The organism is Agromyces sp. NPDC127015 (assembly GCF_042725165.1).
Taxonomy (GTDB): Bacteria; Actinomycetota; Actinomycetes; order Actinomycetales; family Microbacteriaceae; genus Agromyces; species Agromyces chromiiresistens.
Map to the genome: position 1 here is coordinate 34,249 of NZ_JBHXDI010000003.1, position 20,489 is coordinate 54,737.

At 73.1% G+C, this 20,489-nt stretch carries 19 protein-coding genes; 9 read left to right on the forward strand and 10 right to left on the reverse strand.

Going from position 1 to position 20,489, the window contains the following annotated elements; all coding sequences use genetic code 11:
• Positions 1 to 56 precede the first annotated feature (56 nt).
• Positions 57 to 539: a tRNA adenosine(34) deaminase TadA gene (gene tadA, locus ACFWGP_RS09575; protein WP_231428874.1), complete on the forward strand. Its 483-nt coding sequence runs from the start codon at positions 57 to 59 to the stop codon at positions 537 to 539.
• Here the strand turns inward: tadA and ACFWGP_RS09580 are convergent.
• The gene (locus ACFWGP_RS09580; protein ID WP_231428873.1) at positions 458 to 1,756 is read right to left on the reverse strand and encodes an MFS transporter; all 1,299 of its coding nucleotides are present in this window, start codon (positions 1,754 to 1,756) and stop codon (positions 458 to 460) included. The genes tadA and ACFWGP_RS09580 overlap by 82 nt on opposite strands.
• A 104-nt stretch (positions 1,757 to 1,860) precedes the next feature.
• Here ACFWGP_RS09580 and ACFWGP_RS09585 point away from each other — a divergent pair, with 104 nt between their 5' ends.
• Positions 1,861 to 2,781, forward strand: coding sequence for a winged helix-turn-helix transcriptional regulator (locus ACFWGP_RS09585; RefSeq protein WP_231428872.1), 921 nt, complete (start codon positions 1,861 to 1,863; stop codon positions 2,779 to 2,781).
• A gap of 31 nt (positions 2,782 to 2,812) precedes the next feature.
• Here the strand turns inward: ACFWGP_RS09585 and ACFWGP_RS09590 are convergent, their stop codons facing one another.
• The gene (locus ACFWGP_RS09590) at positions 2,813 to 3,583 is read right to left on the reverse strand and encodes a gamma-glutamyl-gamma-aminobutyrate hydrolase family protein (RefSeq protein ID WP_275506106.1); all 771 of its coding nucleotides are present in this window, start codon (positions 3,581 to 3,583) and stop codon (positions 2,813 to 2,815) included.
• On the reverse strand, positions 3,580 to 4,542 hold the full coding sequence (locus tag ACFWGP_RS09595) for a cation diffusion facilitator family transporter (protein ID WP_376930770.1): 963 nt from the start codon (positions 4,540 to 4,542) through the stop codon (positions 3,580 to 3,582). The genes ACFWGP_RS09590 and ACFWGP_RS09595 overlap by 4 nt, the downstream gene beginning before the upstream one ends.
• Before the next feature lie 58 nt (positions 4,543 to 4,600).
• Here ACFWGP_RS09595 and proC point away from each other — a divergent pair, with 58 nt between their 5' ends.
• From proC to ACFWGP_RS09615, 4 genes are all read left to right on the forward strand, one after another.
• On the forward strand, positions 4,601 to 5,449 hold the full coding sequence (proC, locus tag ACFWGP_RS09600; protein WP_376930771.1) for a pyrroline-5-carboxylate reductase: 849 nt from the start codon (positions 4,601 to 4,603) through the stop codon (positions 5,447 to 5,449).
• On the forward strand, positions 5,446 to 6,813 hold the full coding sequence (locus tag ACFWGP_RS09605) for a beta-N-acetylhexosaminidase (RefSeq protein WP_376930772.1): 1,368 nt from the start codon (positions 5,446 to 5,448) through the stop codon (positions 6,811 to 6,813). Before proC ends, ACFWGP_RS09605 begins: the two co-directional genes overlap by 4 nt.
• Positions 6,814 to 6,909: 96 nt before the next feature.
• Complete coding sequence (locus ACFWGP_RS09610) at positions 6,910 to 7,299, forward strand: YciI family protein (RefSeq protein ID WP_231428867.1); 390 nt, start codon at positions 6,910 to 6,912, stop codon at positions 7,297 to 7,299.
• Entirely contained in the window at positions 7,296 to 8,588 is a 1,293-nt protein-coding gene (locus ACFWGP_RS09615; RefSeq protein WP_231428866.1) for a DUF6596 domain-containing protein, read from the forward strand. Before ACFWGP_RS09610 ends, ACFWGP_RS09615 begins: the two co-directional genes overlap by 4 nt.
• 92 nt (positions 8,589 to 8,680) lie before the next feature.
• Here the strand turns inward: ACFWGP_RS09615 and ACFWGP_RS09620 are convergent, their stop codons facing one another.
• Positions 8,681 to 8,917 carry a hypothetical protein gene (locus ACFWGP_RS09620; RefSeq protein ID WP_231428865.1) on the reverse strand — a complete coding sequence of 79 codons (237 nt, stop codon included), beginning with the start codon at positions 8,915 to 8,917 and terminating at the stop codon, positions 8,681 to 8,683.
• Between the two features lie 271 nt (positions 8,918 to 9,188).
• On the opposite strand from ACFWGP_RS09620, the gene ACFWGP_RS09625 reads away from it, so the two are divergent.
• A complete protein-coding gene (locus ACFWGP_RS09625; RefSeq protein WP_231428864.1) occupies positions 9,189 to 10,769 on the forward strand; it encodes an SDR family oxidoreductase in 1,581 nt (526 codons plus the stop codon).
• Between the two features lie 32 nt (positions 10,770 to 10,801).
• Here the strand turns inward: ACFWGP_RS09625 and rlmC are convergent, their stop codons facing one another.
• A complete protein-coding gene (rlmC, locus tag ACFWGP_RS09630) occupies positions 10,802 to 11,971 on the reverse strand; it encodes a 23S rRNA (uracil(747)-C(5))-methyltransferase RlmC (protein WP_231428863.1) in 1,170 nt (389 codons plus the stop codon).
• A 275-nt stretch (positions 11,972 to 12,246) separates the two neighbouring features.
• Between rlmC and ACFWGP_RS09635 the strand changes: the two genes are divergently transcribed.
• The gene (locus tag ACFWGP_RS09635; protein ID WP_376930773.1) at positions 12,247 to 14,157 is read left to right on the forward strand and encodes an NAD(P)-binding protein; all 1,911 of its coding nucleotides are present in this window, start codon (positions 12,247 to 12,249) and stop codon (positions 14,155 to 14,157) included.
• 43 nt (positions 14,158 to 14,200) lie between these two features.
• Here ACFWGP_RS09635 and ACFWGP_RS09640 read toward each other — a convergent pair whose 3' ends face one another.
• Positions 14,201 to 14,881: a flavin reductase family protein gene (locus tag ACFWGP_RS09640; RefSeq protein ID WP_376930774.1), complete on the reverse strand. Its 681-nt coding sequence runs from the start codon at positions 14,879 to 14,881 to the stop codon at positions 14,201 to 14,203.
• 120 nt (positions 14,882 to 15,001) lie between these two features.
• On the opposite strand from ACFWGP_RS09640, the gene ACFWGP_RS09645 reads away from it, so the two are divergent.
• Positions 15,002 to 15,562, forward strand: a complete 561-nt coding sequence (locus ACFWGP_RS09645; RefSeq protein WP_376930775.1) for a DUF402 domain-containing protein — start codon at positions 15,002 to 15,004, stop codon at positions 15,560 to 15,562.
• A 24-nt stretch (positions 15,563 to 15,586) separates the two neighbouring features.
• Here the strand turns inward: ACFWGP_RS09645 and ACFWGP_RS09650 are convergent, their stop codons facing one another.
• From ACFWGP_RS09650 to kdpC, 4 genes are all read right to left on the reverse strand, one after another.
• Positions 15,587 to 16,396: an LLM class flavin-dependent oxidoreductase gene (locus tag ACFWGP_RS09650; protein ID WP_376930776.1), complete on the reverse strand. Its 810-nt coding sequence runs from the start codon at positions 16,394 to 16,396 to the stop codon at positions 15,587 to 15,589.
• Positions 16,397 to 16,644: 248 nt separating this feature from the next.
• Positions 16,645 to 17,340 carry a response regulator transcription factor gene (locus ACFWGP_RS09655; RefSeq protein ID WP_275506114.1) on the reverse strand — a complete coding sequence of 232 codons (696 nt, stop codon included), beginning with the start codon at positions 17,338 to 17,340 and terminating at the stop codon, positions 16,645 to 16,647.
• Complete coding sequence (locus ACFWGP_RS09660; RefSeq protein ID WP_376930777.1) at positions 17,337 to 19,859, reverse strand: ATP-binding protein; 2,523 nt, start codon at positions 19,857 to 19,859, stop codon at positions 17,337 to 17,339. Before ACFWGP_RS09660 ends, ACFWGP_RS09655 begins: the two co-directional genes overlap by 4 nt.
• 4 nt (positions 19,860 to 19,863) lie before the next feature.
• Positions 19,864 to 20,478: a potassium-transporting ATPase subunit KdpC gene (kdpC, locus tag ACFWGP_RS09665; RefSeq protein WP_376930778.1), complete on the reverse strand. Its 615-nt coding sequence runs from the start codon at positions 20,476 to 20,478 to the stop codon at positions 19,864 to 19,866.
• Positions 20,479 to 20,489 lie beyond the last annotated feature (11 nt).

Consider the following 20,489-nt stretch of genomic DNA (forward strand, 5'->3'; position numbering starts at 1 on the left):
TTCTAGGTTGCGGGGGTCTTCTTCCGTCAGGGGAGTTCGGCGAAGGGGTGAACGGCATGGATGCTTCGGGGCCGGCGATCCACCGCGAGTGGATGCGCCTCGCGCTCGCCGAGGCCGCCCGGGCGCCCGCGACCCGCGACGTGCCGGTCGGCGCCGTCGTGATCGACCGCGAGGGCCGCGTCGTCGCCTCGAGCCGCAACGAGCGCGAGCTGCACGGCGACCCCACGGCGCACGCCGAGGTGATCGCGCTGCGCCGCGCCGCCGAGGCGACCGGCGACTGGCGGCTCGAGGGCTGCACGCTCGTCGTCACGCTCGAGCCGTGCGTGATGTGCGCGGGCGCGATCCTCGCCGCGCGGGTGCCGACCGTGGTGTTCGGCGCATGGGACGAGAAGGCCGGCGCCGCCGGGTCGCTCTACGACGTGCTGCGCGACCGCCGGCTCAACCATCGGGTCGAGGTCTATGCGGGCGTCGAGGCCGAGGCATCCGCGGCGCTGCTGCTCGAGTTCTTCGAGGACCCGCTGCGCCGCCCCTCGTCGTAGTCCTCGAGGTTGCGGAGCCTGCGCACCGGGCTGAACCACACGATGAACGGGCCGAGCAGCAGGATGAACGCGGACCCGAGCAGCACCGACCGGCTGCCCACCTGCGCGGCGAGCAGGCCCGCGACGACGGCGCCGACCGGAATCATGCTCCACGAGACGAAGCGCACCGTCGCCATGACGCGCGAGAGCAGCTCGGGCGGGCTGGCCACCTGCCGGTACGTGCGCGTCACGACGCTGCCGGGCACGACCGCGGCGCCGAACACGAGGGTGCCGATCGCGAAGCACAGCCAGCCGGCCGCCCCGGCGCCGAGGGGAATGAGCGCGGCCCCGGCGAACCCGACCAGCCCGTCGACGAGCAGTACCCGTGCCGACCCGAAGCGGCGGACGAGCCAGGGTGTGGCCGCCGCGGCGAGCAGTGAACCGACGCCGTCGGCGGCGAGCAGCACTCCCACCATGGCGGGCGGCGCCTCGAGGTCGCGCACCAGGTACACCGCGAACAGTCCGGCCTGCACGCCGCAGACGAGGTTGACGACGCACGCCCACCAGGTGGCGGGCGCCATCACCGGGTGCCGCACCACGAACCGCCACCCCTCGGCGATCATCGCCCCCATCCCGGCGCGGGCGGCGCCGTCGGCCGGGGCGGGTTCGCGCCGCTCGGGCAGCCGGCGCAGGAGCAGCGCCGACGTGACGTAGGAGGCGACGTCGACGAGCAGCGCGGGCACCGCGCCGACCGCCTGCACGAGCAGGCCGGCGAGCGAGGGCCCGCCGAGCTGGGTCGCGGCCTGGGTGCCGGAGACGAGGCTGTTCCGGCTCGTCAGCTCGTGCTTCGGTACGACGGACGGCAGGAACGTCGTGTTGGCCGTGAAGTAGAACACCTCGGCCACGTTCACCGCGAGCGCCGTGAGGACGAGGTGCACGAGCGAGAGCTCGCCCAGCCACCAGACGAGCGGCACCATGACGATCGCCGCGGCGCGCACCAGGTCGGCGACGACCTGCGTCGCGCGCAGCGGCAGCCGATGCACGATCGCTCCCGCCGGCAGGCCGAGCACCACCCAGGCGAGGTACGACGACGCGGCGAGCAGACCCGTCTCGACCGGACCGGCATGGAGCACGGTGACGGCCGTCAGCGGCAGCGCGACGGCGGTGACCGCGGTGCCGACGCCGCTCGTCGTGCTCGCGGTCCAGTAGATCCAGAACGGCCGTGCACTCGTGGCCACCGGCGACCTCCTCGATCGGGACGGGATCAGGTAAGTTCCATATTGGAACTTACAGTATGGACGAACCCCGGCGCATCAGCGGCGGGCAGGAGAGAATGGACGGCATGCGCCGCGAGGACCTCACCGACAGCTCGTGCGGCATCGCGCAGTCGCTTGCGATCGTCGGCGACTGGCAGAGCCTGCTGATCGTGCGCGAGGCCGCCGCGGGGGTCACCCGGTTCGACGGGTTCGCCCGCGAGCTCGGCCTCTCGCGTCGCGCGCTCGCCGAGCGACTCGGCGCGCTCGTCGAGCACGGGGTGCTCGAGAAGGTGCCGTACTCGGAACGGCCGCCGCGGCACGACTACCGCCTGACGGCGAGCGGCGAGGGGTTGCTGCCGGTGCTGCTCGCGCTGCAGGAGTGGGGCTCGCGGTTCGTCATGGGCGACGGCACGCTGAGCGGCGCGCTCGGCGACGGCGACCTCGCGCGGGTCCGCGCCCTCGAGGGAGCGCACGTACCCGACGTCGAGCTCGCGGCGCACGACGGGTCCGCCGCCCGTCTCGTCGACCCCGACCGGTGGACGGCGCTGTTCTTCTTCCCCGGCGCCTACGCGCCCGGCACGCACGGCTACCCGCCGCACTGGGGCGAGGTGCCCGGCACGACCGGCTGCACGCTCGAGTGCGTCACGTACGGCCGGCGCCACGCGGCGCTCGCCGAGGCCGGCGCACGGGTGCTCGGCGTGAGCACGCAGCATCCCGAGCAGCTCGCAGCCTTCGCGGCGCACGCCGACCTGCCCTACCTGCTCGCCTCCGACCAGGACGGCCTCGCAGCGTCAGCGCTGCGGCTCCCCGTGTTCCGCGCCGGCGGTGCCGATCGGCTGAAGCGCGTCACCCTGCTCGTCGACCCCGAGGGCGTCGTGCGGCACATCCAGGCACCCGTGACCGACCCGGCCCAGTCGGTCGACGACGTGCTCGCGCTCGTGCGCGATCTCGCCGGTCCTCCCACTCCTCGGGAGGCGTCGCGCATCGACGGCGGCGCGCACTCCTGACCCGGCGCGGTGGCCGGGCGGGCGGTCGCGCCTACTCGGCCGCCGCTGTCGTGGCGCGGGCGTCGAGCCCCGCGAGGTACTCGCCGAACAGCAGCGCGGATGCCTCCTGCGCGCGCCGGCCGTGCTCGGCGTGCCCGGCGCGCAGTTCGTCGCGACTCGTGCCGTGCTCGGGCAGCTCGTCGCCCCACGCGTCGAGCCACTCGTCGTGGATGACGTCGTCGACCTCGGGGTGGAACTGCACGGCGAGCAGCCAGTGGCCCTTCGCGAACGCCTGGTTCTCGTACTGCGGCGACGAGGCGAGTCGCACGACCCCGGAATCGGCCGGCAGCTCGAAGGTGTCGCCGTGCCACTGCACCGTCGGCACCCCGGCGAAGTGACGCAGCGGCGACGCCGCGCCCGCCTCGGTCGGCTCGACCTCGAGCCAGCCGACCTCCTTGCGCTCGCCCCGGTACGCCCGCCCGCCGAGCGATGCGGCGAGCAGCTGCGCACCGAGGCACACCCCGAAGACGGGGGCCTCGGCCGCGATGCGTTCGCGCAGCAGCTCGACCTCGTCGGCGAGGTACGGGTAGCGGTCGGTCTCGTAGACCGCCTCGTCACCGCCGAGCACGACGACGAGGTCGGCGCCGAGCGGGTCGAGCCCCGAGACGTCCGCGGTCGGGGTGTCGACCGTCACGATCTCGTAGCCGTTCGCCTCGAGCACCGGGCCGAGGTTGCCGAGGCCGATCGCCGAGTCGTGCCGCAGCACGAGCGCGGTGCGCGCGATCGCCGGCGCCGCGGAACCGGCCCGCGGACCAGCCGTCACTCGAGGCCCTTGATGACGATCGCGTCGGTCGGCGGCGCCGTCTGGTTCGGGTCGACGTAGACGTCGGGCTCGATGTAGATGACCCGGGCCGCGGGCACCGCATGCCGGATGCGCTGCTCGATGACGTTCGTCGCGGCGGCCACCTCGAGCAGGCGCTGGTCGGAGGCGAAGCCGAGCTTCGCGGCCACGAGCAGCTCGTCGGGACCGAGGTAGAGGGTCTTCATGTGGATGATGCGCTCGGCCTCGGGACCGGCGAGGATCGCCTGCTCGATCTTCTGCACGTCGTCCTCGCCGGCGCCCTCGCCGACGAGCAGCGACTTCGTCTCGATGCCGAGCACGATCGCGACGACGACGAGCAGCGTGCCGATCATGAGCGTGCTGACCGCGTCGAACACGGGGTTGTGCGTGATCGCGGTGAGGCCGACGCCGAGGAGGGCGAAGACCAGACCGATGAGCGCCGCGACGTCCTCGAGCAGCACCACGGGCAGCTCGGGCGCCTTCGCGCGTCGCACGAACTGCACCCAGCTCTGCCGGCCGCGCACCTGGTTCGACTCCTTCACCGCGGTGCGCAGCGAGAACGACTCGAGCACGATCGCGATCACGAGCACGGCGATCGGCACCCAGATGTTCGTCAGCTCGTGCGGGTGCTGCAGCTTGTCGACGCCCTCGTAGATCGAGAACACGCCGCCGACCGAGAACAGGATGATCGACACGATGAACGCGTAGACGTAGCGCTCGCGGCCGTAGCCGAACGGGTGCTCCTTGTCGGCGACCTTGCGCGCCTTGCGGCCGCCGAAGATGAGCAGCACCTGGTTGCCCGAGTCGGCGAGCGAGTGCACCGCCTCGGCGAGCATCGAGGCCGAACCCGAGACCGCCCATGCGATGAGCTTCGTGATCGCGATGCCGAGGTTCGCGAGGAACGCCGCGATGATGGCTTTGGTACCGCCCGATGCACTCATGGCGTCAATCCTACGGAGGCCCGCGATCGCCCGCGTTCACGAAACCTAGGATGGTCGCATGAGTGCCGACGCCGTCGTGAAGCTGCCCGTCATCGCCTTCCTCGGGGCCGGTTCGATGTCGGGGGCGATCCTCTCGGGGCTCCTCCGGCCGGGTGTGGAGGCCGAGGGCATCCGCGCGACGAACCGGTCGGCGGCGAAGGCCGCCGCGCTCGCCGCGCTGCCCGGCGTCACGAGCTCTTCCACCGACGAGGATGCCTCGGCGAACCGCCGCGCGGTCGCCGGCGCGAAGGTCGTGGTCGTCGGGGTGAAGCCGGCGATGGTGCCCGGCCTGCTCCGCGAGATCGCCGACGCGCTCGAGCCCGGGACGGTCGTCGTGTCGGTCGCCGCGGGCGTCACGGTCGCGACGTACGAGTCGCTGCTGCCCGACACGGTCAGCGTCATCCGCACGATGCCGAACACCCCGGCCGTCGTCGGGCGCGCCGTGACCGGCGTCTCGCCCGGCACCCGCTCGAGCGACGACGACCTCGCCCTCGCGGTCGCGCTCTTCGAGACCGTCGGCGACGTGCTCGTCGTGCCCGAGTCGCAGCTCGACGCGCTGTCGACGATCTCGGGCTCGGGGCCGGCGTACGTCTTCTACCTCATCGAGCAGCTCACGGCGACGGCGATCGACAAGGGCTTCACGCCCGAGCAGGCCGCGACCATGGTGCAGGGCACGTTCCGCGGTGCGAGCGAGCTGCTCGCCGACGCGGGCGAGGAGCCGGCCGAGCTGCGTCGCCGGGTGACCAGCCCGAAGGGCACCACCGAGCGCGCGGTCGCCGTGCTCGAGGAGGCGTCGCTCAAGCAGACGTTCGACCGCGCGACCGACGCCGCGCTCGCACGTGCCCGCGAGCTGGCGGCCGGCGCGTGACCGTGGGGCGTCGGTCGAGGAGCGACGGAGGAGCGTTTCGAGACCACGTCGGGGAGGGTCTCGAGACGGCGCTGCGCGCCGACTCGACCGCCGCCGGCCTCCGCCTCGAGGGTGAGCCGCGCTTCGCGTGGCGCGGCGTCATGCTCGACGTCGCCCGGCGCTTCCGGCCGGTGGCCGATCTCGAGCGGTTCATCGACCTGCTCGCCGCGCACCGCATCAACGTGCTCCAGCTGCACCTCACCGACGACCAGGGCTGGCGGTTCGAGGTCCGCGCCTACCCGCGCCTCACCGAGGTCGGCGGACGGCGTTCGCAGACCCAGCTCGGCCACGGGCCGCACTCGACGCTCGACGGGGTTCCGCACGAGGGCTGGTACACCCATGGCGAACTGCGCGGGCTCGTGCGATTCGCGGCGGCGCGAGGCATCCGCATCGTGCCCGAGATCGACGTGCCGGGGCACGCGCAGGCGATCCTCGCCGCGTATCCCGAGTTCGGGGTCGGCGGCGCCGAGGCCGTGAGCGAGCGCGTCGCCGAGCCGTGGCCGCGGTTCGGCATCAGCGACGAGGTGCTGAACGTCGACGACGCGACGCTCGAGTTCGTCGGCACCGTGTTCGACGAGCTGTGCGAGGTGTTCGACTCCGAGTTCATCGGCATCGGCGGCGACGAGGTGCGCAAGGATCGCTGGCGGGCCGACCCGCGCACGCAGGAGCTCATGGCCGAGCGCGGGCTCACGACCGAGGAGGAGCTGCAGTCGTGGTTCCTCGCGCGCATCGCCGACCGCGTACGCGGCCACGGCCGCCGGGTCGTCGGCTGGGACGAGATGCTCGAGGGCCGCGACCCCGCACCCGACGCGATCGTGGCGTCGTGGCGCGGGCCGGTCGGCGCCGAGCTGGGCGCGCGGCTCCGGCACGACGTCGTGCTGTGCCCCGACCTCTGGACCTACCTCGACTACCGGCAGTCCGACCTGCCCGAGGAGCCGATCCCGGTCGGCACCGTGCTGTCGGTCGAGGACGTCGGCACCTTCGACCCCGTGCCCGCCGAGTCGCCGGCCTGGTTCGCCGACCGCGTGGCGGGCGTGCAGGCGAACGTCTGGTGCGAGCATCTCGACGGTCGCGATCGGCTCGACTACGCGGTGTTCCCGCGGCTCGGGGCGTTCGCCGAGGTCGCCTGGAACGGCGGGCCCGTCGACCCCGACGACTTCGCCGCCCGGCTGCCCGGGTATCTCGCCTGGCTCGATGCGCGGGGTGTCGCCTACCGGCCGCCCTCGGGGCCGCGGCCCGACCAGCAGCGGCCGGGTGTGCCGGGTGCGCCGCGCGACCGGGCCGACCGGCTCGCCGAGCTCGCGCGCCTCACGGCGAACCTCTGAGTTTCACGGCCGGGTGTCGATTTCGAGCGGCCGAGTTCGTCACCATGGTGTGACGAACGTCGTCACGTGCCCGAAAGGGCCGACGAAGGAGACGCCATGACCGACACGTACATGTACCTCATCCACGAGCCCGACTGGGACTCGGACGCGTTCCTGAACGGGGGCGGCGGCGTGCCCGGCGGCGACCCCGAGAACAACTTCCCCGCGCACAAGGCCTTCCAGGAGGCCGTCGTGAAGCTCGGCGCCCGCCTCGTCGGCGGTGCCGCCCTGCAGAACGCGCGGCACGGCGGGCGGGTCACCCCCGGCGACGGCGACCGGGTGCTCGACGACGCGGTCTACTCCGACGGGCCCTACCCCGACACGACCGAGGTGGTCTCGGGCTACTACCTCGTCGAGACCGACGACGAGCAGCTCGCCCGGCAGATCGCCGCCCTCGTGCCCACCGGCGGGCACATCGAGTGGCGCAAGGTGTTCCCCGTCTCGTGAGCGAGTCGGTCGCCGGCCTCGGCGAGGACTTCGTCGACGCCTGGCCGCGGATCGTGCGCGCCCTCGCCGCCTACACGGGCAGCGTGGACGACGCGCAGGAGTACGCCGCCGAGGCCGTCGCGAGGGCCGTCGCCCGGGCCGGCGACGGTCCGCCGCTCGGCTCGCTCGCCGCGTGGTGCATCGCGGTCGGCAAGCGCGCCTTCATCGACGATCGCCGTCGCGCCGCGACCGAGCAGCGCCACGCCGAGCGGGTCGCCGCCGAACAGGCGACGGCCACCGACGAGGATGCCTCGGCGGAGGCATCCTCGATCGACGGGCCGCTCTCGAGCGGCGCGCTCGACGACCGCCTCGCCCTCCTGTTCGTGGCGTGCGATCCCGCACTCACCGAGCAGGCGCGGCTCGTGCTCGCGCTGCGGCTGGTCTGCGGGCTCGACGTGCCGCGCATCGCCGCCCACCTCGGTGTGCAGCCCTCCGCCGCGGCCGCCCGGCTGACGCGCGCGAAGCACGCGCTCGCCGAGGCGCGCGGGCGGTTCCACGTTCCCGAGGCGCCCGAGCGGCGGGTGCGGCTGCCCGTCGTGCTCGCGAGCGTCGCGGGCATGTTCACGGTCGCGCACCGCGACGTGCTCGACCCGCAGACGCCGTTCGACGACCTCGGCCGGCAGGCGCTGTCGATCGCCGACGCGCTCGTCGCCGAGTATCCCGACGACGCCGAGGTGCGGGGGCTGCGAGCGGTGATCCGACTGGGCCTCGCCCGCCGGCCGGGGCGACTCGACGAGGCGGGCGCGGCCCTGCCGCTCGACGAGGTCGACCGCCGGCTGTGGGATCGCCGGCTCATCGAGGCCGGCCTCGACGACGCGGCGGCCGCGGCCGATCGCGGCGACGGGAGGTTCGTGCTCGAGGCCGCCATCGCGGGCCTGCACAGCACTGCGCCGAGCTTCGCCGCCACCGACTGGGACCGGGTCGTCGGCTTCTACCGCGCGCTGGAACGGGTGTGGGGTGCGCCGTCGGTGACGGTCGCGCGGCTGTCGGCCGAACTGCACCGGGCGCTGCTCGCCTCGCCGTCGGGGGAGCGCACGGCCGTGCTGCGGAGGGTGTCGAGCGAGTTGCGCGCGCTCGCCGAGGGCTCGGCACCGTATGCGGCGGTCGACGCGAGGCTCGCGCTCGCCGACCTCGACTGGCGCACCGGGCGTCGCGCCGAGGCGTCGGCGCAGTACGCCGAGCTCGCCGGGCTCGTGCCGACCGAGCCGGTGCGGCGGTTCTGCCTGGCGCGGGCGGGCGCGACCCGCTGAGCACCCCGAGACGCAGATCGGCCGGGAAGCGACCATCGCTCCCCGGCCGATGAGGCGCGGTCGGGCGCTCAGCGCCGTCGACCGCCCGGGCCTCAGCCCGCGTGCTTCGCGTCGTGCCCGCGGCGTGCGTGGGTCACGGCGCGCACGAGCTTGACCACGAGGTACGTGGCGGCACCGAGCGCGAGGGCGGCAGCTCCGGAGAGCAGCCCGGCGTTCGTCGCCGTCGTCGTGCCGGCCTCGAGCTCGTTCAGGTAGCCGAACGTGAAGCCGATGAAGAACACCCATACCGCGACGATGACGGTCGTGGGGATGATTCCGATCCTTCGCATGTCACCTCCTTTCGCGTGACCTTCCAGTATAGCAGATTCGGAATGAAACACCTGAACAGGGGTGAATTCGCCGGAATGGATTGCGGGGCCGACGCCGCCGGGGCGCGCGCCGGGTGCACGTCGCTTCGCCATCCTTCCGCAGACGCCGAGCTCGGTTGGCTGCGCCCGGATGAAGGTGGATGATGGGCATCGAGCGGGCAGGACGCGGAGTCCGCCGGGTGTCGACGGCTTCGCGAGACGCTGAGAGCCGTGCTCCGGGAGGTGTTGGGGAATGAGCGTTGACGCCCTGACGGCACCGACGGGGCGCGAACCCGCACTGCGGTCACGCCTGCGCGGCGACGGCACCGCCGAGCGGGTGCTGGTCCTGGGCTCGACGGGGTACATCGGCGGGAGGCTCGTGCCGCGACTTCTCGCGGCCGGTTACGGCGTGCGGGTCCTCGTGCGCAGCCCCGAGCGGTTGGCGGCTTTCGCGTGGGGCTCCGACGTGGACGTGGTCGTCGGTGACGCCCGCGACGCCGACGTCGTCGGTCGTGCGATGCAGGACGTCGACGTCGTGTGGTACCTCATCCACTCGATGACGAGCGGCCGGCGATTCGCGGACCTCGATCGCAGGGTGGCGCTGGTCGCCTCACGGGCGGCACGTCACGCGAACGTCCGCCGCATCGTGTACCTGGGTGGTCTGCACCCGCCGGGCGCGGAGCTCTCCGACCACCTGCGTTCCCGAGTGGAGGTCGGAGAGATCCTGCTCGGTTCCGGAGTGCCGACCGTGGCCCTGCAAGCGGGGGTCGTGATCGGGTCGGGGTCGGCATCCTTCGAGATGATCCGCCATCTCACCGAGGTGCTTCCGTACATGCCCGCCCCCCGATGGGTCAGGAACTTCATCCAGCCCATCGCGGTACGCGACGTGCTCTACTACCTCCTCGCAGCTGCGCACCTCCCGGCCGTGGTGAACCGGACGCTCGACATCGGCGGCCCGGACGTGTGGCGGTACGGCCAGATGATGAACGGCTATGCGATCGAAGCGGGCCTGCCGCAGCGCGGGATCGCCGCACTCCCGGTCCTCACGCCGAGCCTCGCATCGCACTGGGTCGACCTCGTGACCCCGATACCTCGTGCGCTGGCACGACCGCTGGTCGAGTCGCTGCAGAACGACTGCGTCATGCAGAACCACGACATCGATGCGCTCATCCCGCCGCCGCCGGGCGGGCTCACGCCGTATCGGGAGGCGGTGTCGTTGGCGCTCGGCCGCGTCGAGAACGACGAGGTCGAGACGAGTTGGCTCGATGCCAAGGTGCCCGAGGCGCCGAGCGACCCGTTGCCCAGCGACCCCGACTGGGCGGGTCGCACCGTGTACACCGACGATCGATCGCGAGAGACCTCCGCGAGCGTCGCGGCGCTGTGGTCGGTGATCGCCGGCATCGGCGGCGAGAACGGGTGGTACTCGACGCCGCTGCTCTGGTCGCTCAGAGGCTGGGCCGACCGGCTCGTCGGCGGTGTCGGCCTCGCGCGCGGGCGTCGCAGCCGAACGCGTGTCGCCGTCGGCGACGCGATCGACTTCTGGCGGGTCGAGGCCTGCGAGGAAGAACGCCTGCTCAGGCTCCGCGCCGAGATGAAGCTGCCGGGCCGCGCGTGGCTGGAATTGCGTTGCGAACCCAACGGCGGCGGTTCCCGGTACACCCAGCGGGCCGTGTACTTCCCCAAGGGCCTGACCGGACGCCTCTACTGGTGGGCGATCCTCCCGTTCCACGGCATCATCTTCGCCGGCATGCAGAACCTGATCGTCGCGATCGCGGAGGCCAGGGATCGGGCCTCGATGCCGAGTCCGCCCGGCGGCCACTCGACCTCGAAGTGACGCGGTCGCGGCGCGAGACCGGCGGCATCCGGTCAGCGCCGCCCGAGCAGCACCATCACCTCGAAGTGCGTCGTCTGCGGGAACATGTCGAACACGCGCGCCCGCACCGGCCGCAGCGACGGCATCGCCGCGAGGTCCTTCGCGAGCGAGGCGGCGTTGCAGCTCGAGTACAGCACGTGCGACACGTCGGATGCCTCGAGCCAGTGCGCGAGCTCGGGGCCGATGCCGCGCCGGGGCGGATTGACGATGACGAGGTCGGGGGCGTCGGCGGGCCGCGCGCGAAGCGCGAAGTCGGTCGCGTCGCCCGCGGCGAACCGGAGGCGTGAGAGCGCGGCATCCGTTCTGCTCAACTCGGCGCTCGCGACCGCCTCGACGCTCGTCTCGATGCCCGTGACCGCAGGGCCCGCGCCGTCGGCCGAGCCCGCGGTGCTCGCCGAGCCGGCTGCGCCGGCGATGTGCAGGGCGAACCCGCCGACGCCCGAGTAGAGGTCCCACGCCGAGTCGGGGGCGAGGTCGCGGATCCAGGTGCGGGCCTCGGCGTAGAGCGCGGCCGCGATCGCGGTGTTGGTCTGGAAGAAGCTCTGCGGGCGCAGGTGCATCGTCACGTCGTTGAGTCGCATCGGCAGTGTCTCGGCCTCGGTGAGCACGATCTCGTGCTCGCCCTCGAGCACCGCCTTGTGCTCGGGCAGCACGTTCGCGGTCACGACGCGCGCGTTCGGCAGCTCGGCGAGGAGCGTCGGCAGGTGCTTGCGGATGCGGGCGACCGGCTCGGTCGAGCGCAGCACGAAGCGCACCATGAGCTCGCCGTCGGGCGACTCGGTGACGATGAGGTGCTTGAGCTCGCCCGAGCGACGGCGTACGTCGTACGGAGTGATACGGGCGAGGGTGATGAAGCGGGCGAGCACGGGGAAAGCCGCCCGGTGGCCGTCGGAGCAGATGCCGCACGCCTGCAGGTCGATGCCGTAGCCGTCGGCGTCGAGGATGCCGATCGTGGGAGCGTCGACCGTGCCGCCGACGACCATCTTCGCCTTGTTGCGGTAGGCGTCCTCGCGACTGGCGACCGGCGGCTCCCAGTGGCCGACGCCGAACGGCGCGAGCAGCGCTTCGGCGTGCGCCTGCTTGTCGGCGAGTTGGAGGTCGTACCGTCGGCCCATGAGCGCGCACGAGGTACAGCGCCCGGCGTCGAAGTACGAACAGTCCACGGGTTCAATCCTCGCATCCGGCCCGCCGCGCCGGGATGTCGAGCGAACGGACGGGACATGCGGGCGACGACGATCCGCGCGGCATCGCGGCTGCGTCGCCGCTGCGGATTCCGTCGGATCGTCGGTCGGCGACAGACGAGTTCGACCGACTTCGCAGATTGTTCAACGAAATCCTTGACCCTCGTCGAACCCGCTCGTTAGCCTGCGGACACGCGGGGCCACGGGCTCGCGGACATCGGACGACGCAGACGAAGTGGACGACGAAGGGGTCTGACATGGCGAAGCACGGAGATGAAGAACTCGGGATGTCGGCGGGCATCAGCCGGCGCGACCTGCTCAACGGCATGGCCGTCGCGGCCGGCGCGGCGGCGCTGACCGCGGTGCCCGGCGGGGCGGCGCACGCCCAGGCGGGTGGCGGGCATGCGGCGGCGAGCCGGCCGCGGCAGACGGGGCTCGTGGGGCAGACCGACTCGGCTCGACAGGCCGGGCACGGCGCGACGTTCGGCGGCGCCGACTTCGGCACGCCCAAGCGCACGGGGGAGGCGTACGACCTCGTCGTCGTGGGCGGCGGGGTGAGCGGGCTCGCGGCCGCCCACTTCTACCGCAAGCGGTTCGGTGCCGAGGCGCGCATCCTCGTGGTCGAGGCGCTCGCCGACTTCGGCGGCCACCAGCACCGCAACGAGTTCTCGGTGCGCGGGCGCACCCTGCTCAGCAACGGCGGAATGGTGAACCTCGACAGCCCCGACACCTGGAACGCGCCGTCGCTCGAGCTCATGGACGACCTCGGCATCGACTTCGCGGAGCTCGCGGAGGGCGTCGACACCGGCCTCTACGGATCGATGGGGCTCACGAACGGCTACTTCTTCCCCGAGGAGTCGTTCGGCGCCGACACCTTCCTGCGGCGGGCGCCGGGAGAGTCGACCGCGTCGCTCGTGTCACGCCTGCCGCTCTCGCAGCAGGCCCGCGACGACATCATGCGCATCGAGACGTTCGACGACGACGTGCTGCCCGGGCTCAGCGATGCCGAGAAGAAGCAGGCGCTCGCCCGCATGACCTACCGCGAGTACCTGCAGAACCTCGTCGGCGTCGGCGACGAGGCCCTCGTCTACTACCAGAAGCGCCCGCACGGCCTGTGGGGCGCCGGTATCGAGGCCGTGCCCGCCGGCGACTGCTGGGGCGTCGGCTATCCGGGCTTCGGCGGCCTCGGGCTGAGCCCCGAACCGTATCCCGGCATCGGCCGGACGCCGGCGATGTCGCTCACGACGACCGACGAGGAGCTGTACTACTTCCCCGACGGCGGCGCGACCGTGTCGCGACTGCTCGTCTCTCGGCTCGTCCCGCAGGCGTTCGGCGGCGTGCAGACGCAGGAGAGCATCATCGGCGCCTCGGCCAACTACGCGCTGCTCGACCACCCGAAGTCGCCGGTCCGCATCCGCCTCAACAGCATGGCGACCGCCGTGCGCCACCGCGCCGGGACGAGCGGGCCGATCGACGTCGACTACGTCAACGGCGGCACGGGGTACCGGGTCGAGGCGAAGCACGTCGTCATGGCGTGCTGGAACGCGGTCTCGTCGTACATCGTCGACGGGTTGCCCGCCGAGCAGGTCGAGGCGATGCGCTACGGCGTGAAGGTGCCGCTCGTCTACGCCCGCGTCGCGGTGAAGAACTGGACCGCGTTCGCCGACGCCGGCGTCTCGCGGGTCACGCCGTACAACCACTTCTGGGACAGCCTCGGCCTCGCCACCCCGACCGACCAGGGCGGCTACCGGTCGGCGCGCGACCCCGAGGAGCCGATCGTCGTCACGCTGTCGAAGACGCCGAACCTGCCGGGCGAGCGCATCACCCGCGACCAGCACAAGGCCGGTCGCCGCGAGCTGCTGCAGGTGACGTTCGCGGACTTCGAACGAGACATCCGCGATCTCATGCAGCGCTCGCTCGGCGGCTTCGGGTTCGAGGCGAAGCGCGACATCGCTGCGATCACCGTGAACCGCTGGTCGCACGGCTACGCCTACGAGTACAACTCGATCGCCGACCCCGCGATCTTCGGCCCGCTCGAGCAGCAGCCGTTCCAGGCCGCGCGTCGTCGGCACGGCAACATCACGATCGCGAACTCCGACGCCCAGGCGTTCGGCTACACGCACGCCGCCGTCGACGAGGCGAGCCGCGCGGTCGCCGAGCTGAGCTGACGGGATGCCTCGCGGCTGAGCCCGCCGGTGCGCGCCGGCGGGCTCAGCCGCGGTACCACTCCTCGTCGATGCTCGCGAGGCGCGACGGCATCGTCTCGTCGCCGAGTCCGAAGAACCGCTGGAAGTTCATCATGAGGGGCCGCCAGCGCCCGGGGTCGATGCGGTTGGCGTGGCCGGGCATCCGCAGCGACTCGACCACGTGCACACGGGTGATGCCGAGTTCGACCGCCAGCAGGCTCGCCTCCGCCGGGGTCGCCGTGCCGCCCATCGGGTGGATCGTGACGACCCGCCCCTCCAGGTGCACGGGGAACTCGGCCACGCGCGGGGGCGCGACCGTCTCGGCCGCGATCGGCCGCACACCCGCTTCGGCGAACTTGTCGCGCACGTGCCGGTAGCCCGCCGCAGCCTTTCGGTCGGGGACCGGACTGCGGCCGGTCGTGAGGGCGAGCCGGTCGACCGCGTCGACGCCGGCGATCGAGGGCAGGTTGATCACCGCCTCGCCGTTCGCCAGGAGATTGCGGCCCGTCTGGCTGCGCGCCGCGACGCCGAGCATCGCGGTCTGGCCGAGCCACCACACCGACGAGTTCGGCGCGAGATTCGGATGCCCCTCCTCGTCGACGGTCGAGAGCAGCGACACCTGGCTGCCGAAGTAGAGGATCGCGGGCGCGATCGACGCATGCCGGGTGCCATGCGCGTGGGCGTCGAGCGAGGTCACGGTTCCCATGGGCGGCCTTCCTGGTCTGGGACTCCAGCCTCGCGGGCCGCGCACCGGGTGTCCGGCGAGTTCCGGACATGGCGTCGGCGGCGCCGCCGCCCGGGTTCTCCCCGGCGCTACGGTGGTCGGATGGACGTCCCATCGATGACCGGGCGCCGGTCGGGCGACACCGTGCGCGTGCGTGCAACGAAGTGGGACGGCTCGCCGCACTGGGCGTTCGACGGCGTCTGGCTCGGCGCCGACGAGCACGGCGAATGGATCGGCTTCCCGCCGGGCACGCGATTCGCGCGGCCGGGCGCGGAGTTCACGGCCGACTGGCCGTCGCTCACGCTCGTCACGCCGGCGGGCTGGGTGCCGGCCTTCAACCTCGGGCATCCGCGCGGACTCGGCACCTACGTCGACCTCGCCACGGTGCCCGAATGGCGTGCGGATGCCTCGGGCTTCACGGTCGCGTACGTCGACCTCGACCTCGACGTGGTCGAACGCGACGGCGAGGCTGCGTTCATCGACGACGAGGAGGAATTCGCCGAGCATTCGGTGCGCTTCGGCTACCTCTCCGAGCTCGTGGCGCGGGTGCGTGCCGACGCCGACGGGGTGCTCGGGGCGGTGCGGCGCCGCGAACCGCCGTTCGACGGCGCGACCGCGGCGGCGTGGTTCGCCGCGCTCGCCGCACTGCCCGCGTTCGGATAGCGCCGCGGCGGACGTCGGCAGCCGTCAGCGGCCGGCGAGCCTCGCGACGAGCGGGCCGAGCACGGCGGCGTGCTCGTGCGACATCGTGACGTACGAGACGCCGGCGACCTCCCGCAGCCGCTCGAGGTGGGCGGCGTCGCGGTCGACGTCGCCCGAGAGGAGGGCCGCCGCGTCGGCCTCGCGCAGCCCTTCGGGCGTCAGCCCGAGCCGCGTCGACAGCCACTCGGGCAGGGACTCGCCCACGCCGGCGATCTGCAGCGCGATCTCGAGGTCGGCGCCCGCCCGATCCCGGGCGCGGGTCGCGAGCGCGGCCACCTCGTCGACCGTCGCGGTCGGCGGCACGGCGAGGGCGAGCGTGCGCGCATGGGCGCCGGCGAGGCGCAGCATCCGGTCGCCGTTGCCCGCGATCACGACCGGCAGGTCCGGCAGCTCGGCGTGCACGGCGATCAGCGCCCGCTCGACCGCGTCGACGCGCCGGCCGGGCGCACCCCAGTCGACGCCGAGCCGGAGGGCGTCGTGCTCGCCGCCGGGGCGCCCCGCGCCGAGGCCGAGCTCGAATCGCCCGCCCGCGAGCTCGTGCAGGGTCGACGCCTCGCGTGCGACGGCAGCCGCCGACCGCAGGGGCGCGGCGAGCACCCACGTGCCGAGGTGCAGCCGCTCGGTCGTCGTCGCGGCGGCCGCGAGTGCGAGGAACGGGGAGGCGGTACCGAGCGTGTCGGGCACGAGCAGCGACGAGAAGCCCGCCTGCTCGAGCTCGCGCGCAGTGGCGCCCCAGACGGCCGCCGTGCCGCGTCGCCCGACGACGGCGCCGAATCGGAAGGAGTGGTGGGTCATGCCTCGATCCTGCGCGAGCCGCGCCGGCCGCACATCCGCCCGGCGGCGACACTGCGCGTACTCCGTCGGAGGTAGGGCGCGGGTGACGAGCGGCGGCGGGTTCGCATCACTGGTCGTGTGGCCGTGTGGCCGTGTGGCCGTGTGGCCGTGTGGCCGTGTGGTCGGGTTCACCGGAGGGACGATCCCAGCTGGTCGGGCGGGGATCAACGCGCGATCCGGCGCGTGCGCTGCCGACGACCCGACGTCGCCTACGGCTCGAAGCGGTACCCGAGGCCCGGTTCGTTGAGGAAGTGGCGGGGCTCCGACGGCACCGGCTCGAGCTTGCGCCGCAGCTGCGCGACGTAGAGCCGCAGGTATCCGGCGTCGTTCGCGTGATACGGGCCCCACACCTCGCTCAGCAGCATCTCGCGCGTGAGCAGCCGCCCGGGGTGCTTGAGGAACAGCTCGAGGAGCCGCCACTCGGTCGGCGTCAGGCGAACGGATGCCTCGCGGCCGCCGCCCTCGGATGCGACGGGCCGCACGACCCGGGCGGCGAGGTCGACCTCCAGCTCGCCGACCCGATGCACGGCCGCCCCGTCGCCGTCGTCGGCCGGCCGGCGCGAGCGCGCACGGATGCGGGCGAGGAGCTCGTCCATCGCGAACGGCTTCGTGACGTAGTCGTCGGCACCGGCGTCGAGCGCCTCGACCTTCTCGCCCGAGTCGGTGCGCCCGGACAGCACGAGGATCGGCACGCTCGACCACGCCCGAACGGCCCGGATCACGTCGATGCCGTCGACCTTCGGCATGCCCAGGTCGAGCAGGATGAGATCGGGGTGCCCGTTGGCCGCCTGGTCGATGGCCTCGGCGCCGTCGCGCGCGTGCAGCACGTCGTACCCCCTCGCGGCGAGCGTGATGCGCAGGGCGCGCTGCAGCTGCTCGTCGTCGTCGGCGAGGAGGATCCTCATCGCGCCTCCTCGGGTGTCGCGGGTGGGCGGGCGTCGCGGTCGGCGGTCACGGCCGGCAGGGTGACCACCATCGTGAGTCCACCGCCCGGTGTGTCCTCGACCTCCAGTGTGCCGTCCATGCCCTCGACGAACCCCTTCGACAGGGCGAGTCCGAGTCCCAGCCCGGTCTCGTTGTCGGTGTCGCCGAGCCGCTGGAACGGGGTGAACACCTCGTCGCGGCGCTCGGGCGGGATGCCCGGACCCCGGTCGACGATGCGCAACTGCACGTGACCGCGGAATCCGGACGCCGCGAGCCGCACCCGCTCGCCCACGGGGGAGTGCCGCACCGCGTTCGCGAGCAGGTTCACGACGACGCGCTGCAGCAGGCCCGCGTCGGCGAGCAGTTGCGGCGCATCGTCGGCGAGATCGAGTTCGACCTCGCCCGGCCCGAGCCCGAGCTCGTCGAGTGCGGGGAACACGACGTCGGCCGCCTCCATCGGTGCGAGCCGCACCGCGAGCGCCCCGGCCTGCACGCGGCTCACGTCGAGCAGGTTCGTGACGAGCTCGGCGAGCGAGTCGAGGCTCTCGGCGGCCGTGTCGAGCAGCTCCTGCCGCTCGTCGTCGGGCAGCCGTACCTCGGCCGACCTCAGCGCGCTGATGGCGGCCGAGGCAGAGGTGAGCGGTCGTCGCAGGTCGTGCCCGACCGCGGCGAGCAGCGCCGAGCGCACCCGGTCGGTCTCGGCGAGCGCGTCGGCGGTCTCGGCGGCACGGGCGAGCGCGCCGTGCTCGAGGGCCGCATCCATCTGGGTGGCGATGACCTGCAGCAGGCGCCGCTCCGAGGTATCGGGGTCGTGTCCGTGCAGCTCGAGCACGGCGCGGTCGGCGATGGGCAGCAGCGTGACGCGGTCGTCGTTCGAGGGCTCGCCGTCGGCGACGACCGGCTCGCCGTCGACCAGGAGCCGCACGCCCGTCAGACCGAACGCCTCGCGCGTGCGGGTGACCATCGCCTGCAGGGCGTCCTCGCCGCGCAGCACGCTGCCGGCCATGGTCGCGAGCATCTGCGACTCGGCGGCCGCTCGCCGCGCCTCTCGGGTGCGGCGGGCGGCCTGGTCGACGACGTAGCTCACGAGCAGCGCGTTGGCGACGTAGAAGACGAGGGCCAGCAGTTGGCGCGGCTCGGCGATCGTGAGCGTGTAGAGCGGTTCGATGAAGAGGAAGTTCAGCGTGAGGCCCGAGAGCACGGCCGCGAACAGGGCCGGCCAGATGCCGCCGATGAGTGCGACGACGATGACGAGCAGCTGGTACGCGAGCACGTCGCTCGTGATCGACGACTCGGTGTGGAAGCGCGTCAGCACCCAGCTGAGCAGCGGCCCCGCGACGAGCGCCACGACGAATCCCATCACGAGCCGCGTGCGGCCGAGCGCGCCGCGCGCGAGCCGGGGCAGCGAGACCGCAGCACCGGCTGCGGCGTGGGTCACGATGTGCACGTCGATGTCGCCGGACTCGCGGATCACCGTCGCGCCGATGCCCGGCGGTGAGAACGCGGCCGCGAGGCGCGACCGGCGGCTGACGCCGATGACGAGCTGCGTCGCGTCCATCGACCGCGCGAACTCGACGAGCGCACGCGGCACGTCCTCGCCGACCACCTGGTGGAACGTGCCGCCCAGCTGCTCGACGAGCGTGCGCTGGGCGTCGAGCGCGCCGGGATGCCTCGCCCGCATGCCGTCGGGGTTCGTCACGTGCACGGCGATGAGCTCGCCGCCCGACGCGCGGGCGGCGATGCGGGCGCCGCGGCGCAGCAGGGTCTCGCCCTCGGGTCCGCCCGTGAGCGCGACGACGACGCGCTCGCGCGCCTCCCACTTGCGGTCGATGCCGTGCTCGGCCCGGTACTTCTTGAGCGCCTGGTCGACCTCGTCGGCGAGCCACAGCAGCGCGATCTCGCGGAGCGCGGTGAGGTTGCCGAGCCGGAAGTAGTTCGACAGCGCGGCGTCGATGCGCTCGGCGGGGTAGACGAGGCCGCCCGAGAGCCGGTCGCGCAGGGCCTGCGGCGACAGGTCGACGACCTCGACCTGGTCGGCGGCGCGCAGCACCCGGTCGGGGATGGTCTCGCGCTGCGGCACTCCCGTGATCTGCAGCACGACGTCGCCGAGCGACTCGATGTGCTGCGTGTTCACGGTCGAGACGACGTCGATGCCGGCGTCGAGCAGCTCCTCGACGTCCTGCCAGCGCTTCGCGTGGCGCGAGCCGGGGGCGTTCGTGTGGGCGAGCTCGTCGACGAGGGCGACCTCGGGCCGGCGCGCGAGCACCGCGTCGAGGTCCATCTCGTCGAGGGTCACGCCCCGGTGCTCGATCGCGCGTCGGGGCACGATCTCGAGCCCCTCGGCCATGTCGGCGGTCGCGCGCCGCCCGTGCGTCTCGACGAAGCCGACGACGACGTCGTGCCCCTCGCCGACGAGTCGCCTGCCCTCCTCGAGCATGGTGTAGGTCTTGCCGACGCCGGGAGCGGCACCCAGCAGCACCCGCAATCGCCCCCGCTTCATGTGGTCAGTCTCCCACCAGCGCTGCGAGCGCGAGGTTGAGCTCGAGCACGTTCACGGTCTCGTCGCCGAGGTAGCCGAGGTCGCGCCCCTGCACGTGGGCGTCGACGAGCTTCGCGACCTCGGCCTCGGGCAGACCGCGCACCTCGGCCACGCGGGCGACCTGCCGGCGCGCGTACTCGGGACTGATGTGCGGGTCGAGGCCCGAGCCCGAGGCCGTGAGGGCGTCGGCGGGCACCGCGTCGGGCGAGACGCCGTCGGCCGCGGCGACCCGCGAACGGCGCTCGCCGATCGCCGAGACGAGGTCGGGGTTCTCGGGGCCGAGGTTGCTGCCGCTCGACGCGCCGCCGTCGTAGCCGTCTCCGGCCGCCGACGGTCGGGGCTGGAACCACCCGGGCAGGGGCGCGCCCGAGGCATCCGCGAACGATTGCCCGATGAGCGACGAGCCGACGACCTCGCCGGCGGCGTCGTGCACGAGCGAGCCGTTCGCCCGGGCGGGCAGGGCGAGCTGGCCGATCGCGGTGACGAGGGCGGTGTACGCGACGCCGAGCACGAGCGTGAAGACGAGCATCGCGCGGAGCGCGACCCAGTGGGTGCGGAGGATGGTGCGGGTGGAGGCCATGCGAATGTTCC

Bases quoted from the DNA above. Each gene is read 5' to 3' on its own strand.
- tadA (WP_231428874.1), top strand. From the start codon at position 57: ATGGATGCTTCGGGGCCGGCGATCCACCGCGAGTGGATGCGCCTCGCG.
- ACFWGP_RS09585 (WP_231428872.1), top strand. From the start codon at position 1,861: ATGCGCCGCGAGGACCTCACCGACAGCTCGTGCGGCATCGCGCAGTCG.
- ACFWGP_RS09595 (WP_376930770.1), bottom strand. From the start codon at position 4,542: ATGAGTGCATCGGGCGGTACCAAAGCCATCATCGCGGCGTTCCTCGCG.
- proC (WP_376930771.1), top strand. From the start codon at position 4,601: ATGAGTGCCGACGCCGTCGTGAAGCTGCCCGTCATCGCCTTCCTCGGG.
- ACFWGP_RS09610 (WP_231428867.1), top strand. From the start codon at position 6,910: ATGACCGACACGTACATGTACCTCATCCACGAGCCCGACTGGGACTCG.
- ACFWGP_RS09620 (WP_231428865.1), bottom strand. From the start codon at position 8,917: ATGCGAAGGATCGGAATCATCCCCACGACCGTCATCGTCGCGGTATGG.
- ACFWGP_RS09625 (WP_231428864.1), top strand. From the start codon at position 9,189: ATGAGCGTTGACGCCCTGACGGCACCGACGGGGCGCGAACCCGCACTG.
- ACFWGP_RS09635 (WP_376930773.1), top strand. From the start codon at position 12,247: ATGGCGAAGCACGGAGATGAAGAACTCGGGATGTCGGCGGGCATCAGC.
- ACFWGP_RS09640 (WP_376930774.1), bottom strand. From the start codon at position 14,881: ATGGGAACCGTGACCTCGCTCGACGCCCACGCGCATGGCACCCGGCAT.
- ACFWGP_RS09645 (WP_376930775.1), top strand. From the start codon at position 15,002: ATGGACGTCCCATCGATGACCGGGCGCCGGTCGGGCGACACCGTGCGC.
- ACFWGP_RS09650 (WP_376930776.1), bottom strand. From the start codon at position 16,396: ATGACCCACCACTCCTTCCGATTCGGCGCCGTCGTCGGGCGACGCGGC.
- ACFWGP_RS09655 (WP_275506114.1), bottom strand. From the start codon at position 17,340: ATGAGGATCCTCCTCGCCGACGACGACGAGCAGCTGCAGCGCGCCCTG.
- ACFWGP_RS09660 (WP_376930777.1), bottom strand. From the start codon at position 19,859: ATGAAGCGGGGGCGATTGCGGGTGCTGCTGGGTGCCGCTCCCGGCGTC.
- kdpC (WP_376930778.1), bottom strand. From the start codon at position 20,478: ATGGCCTCCACCCGCACCATCCTCCGCACCCACTGGGTCGCGCTCCGC.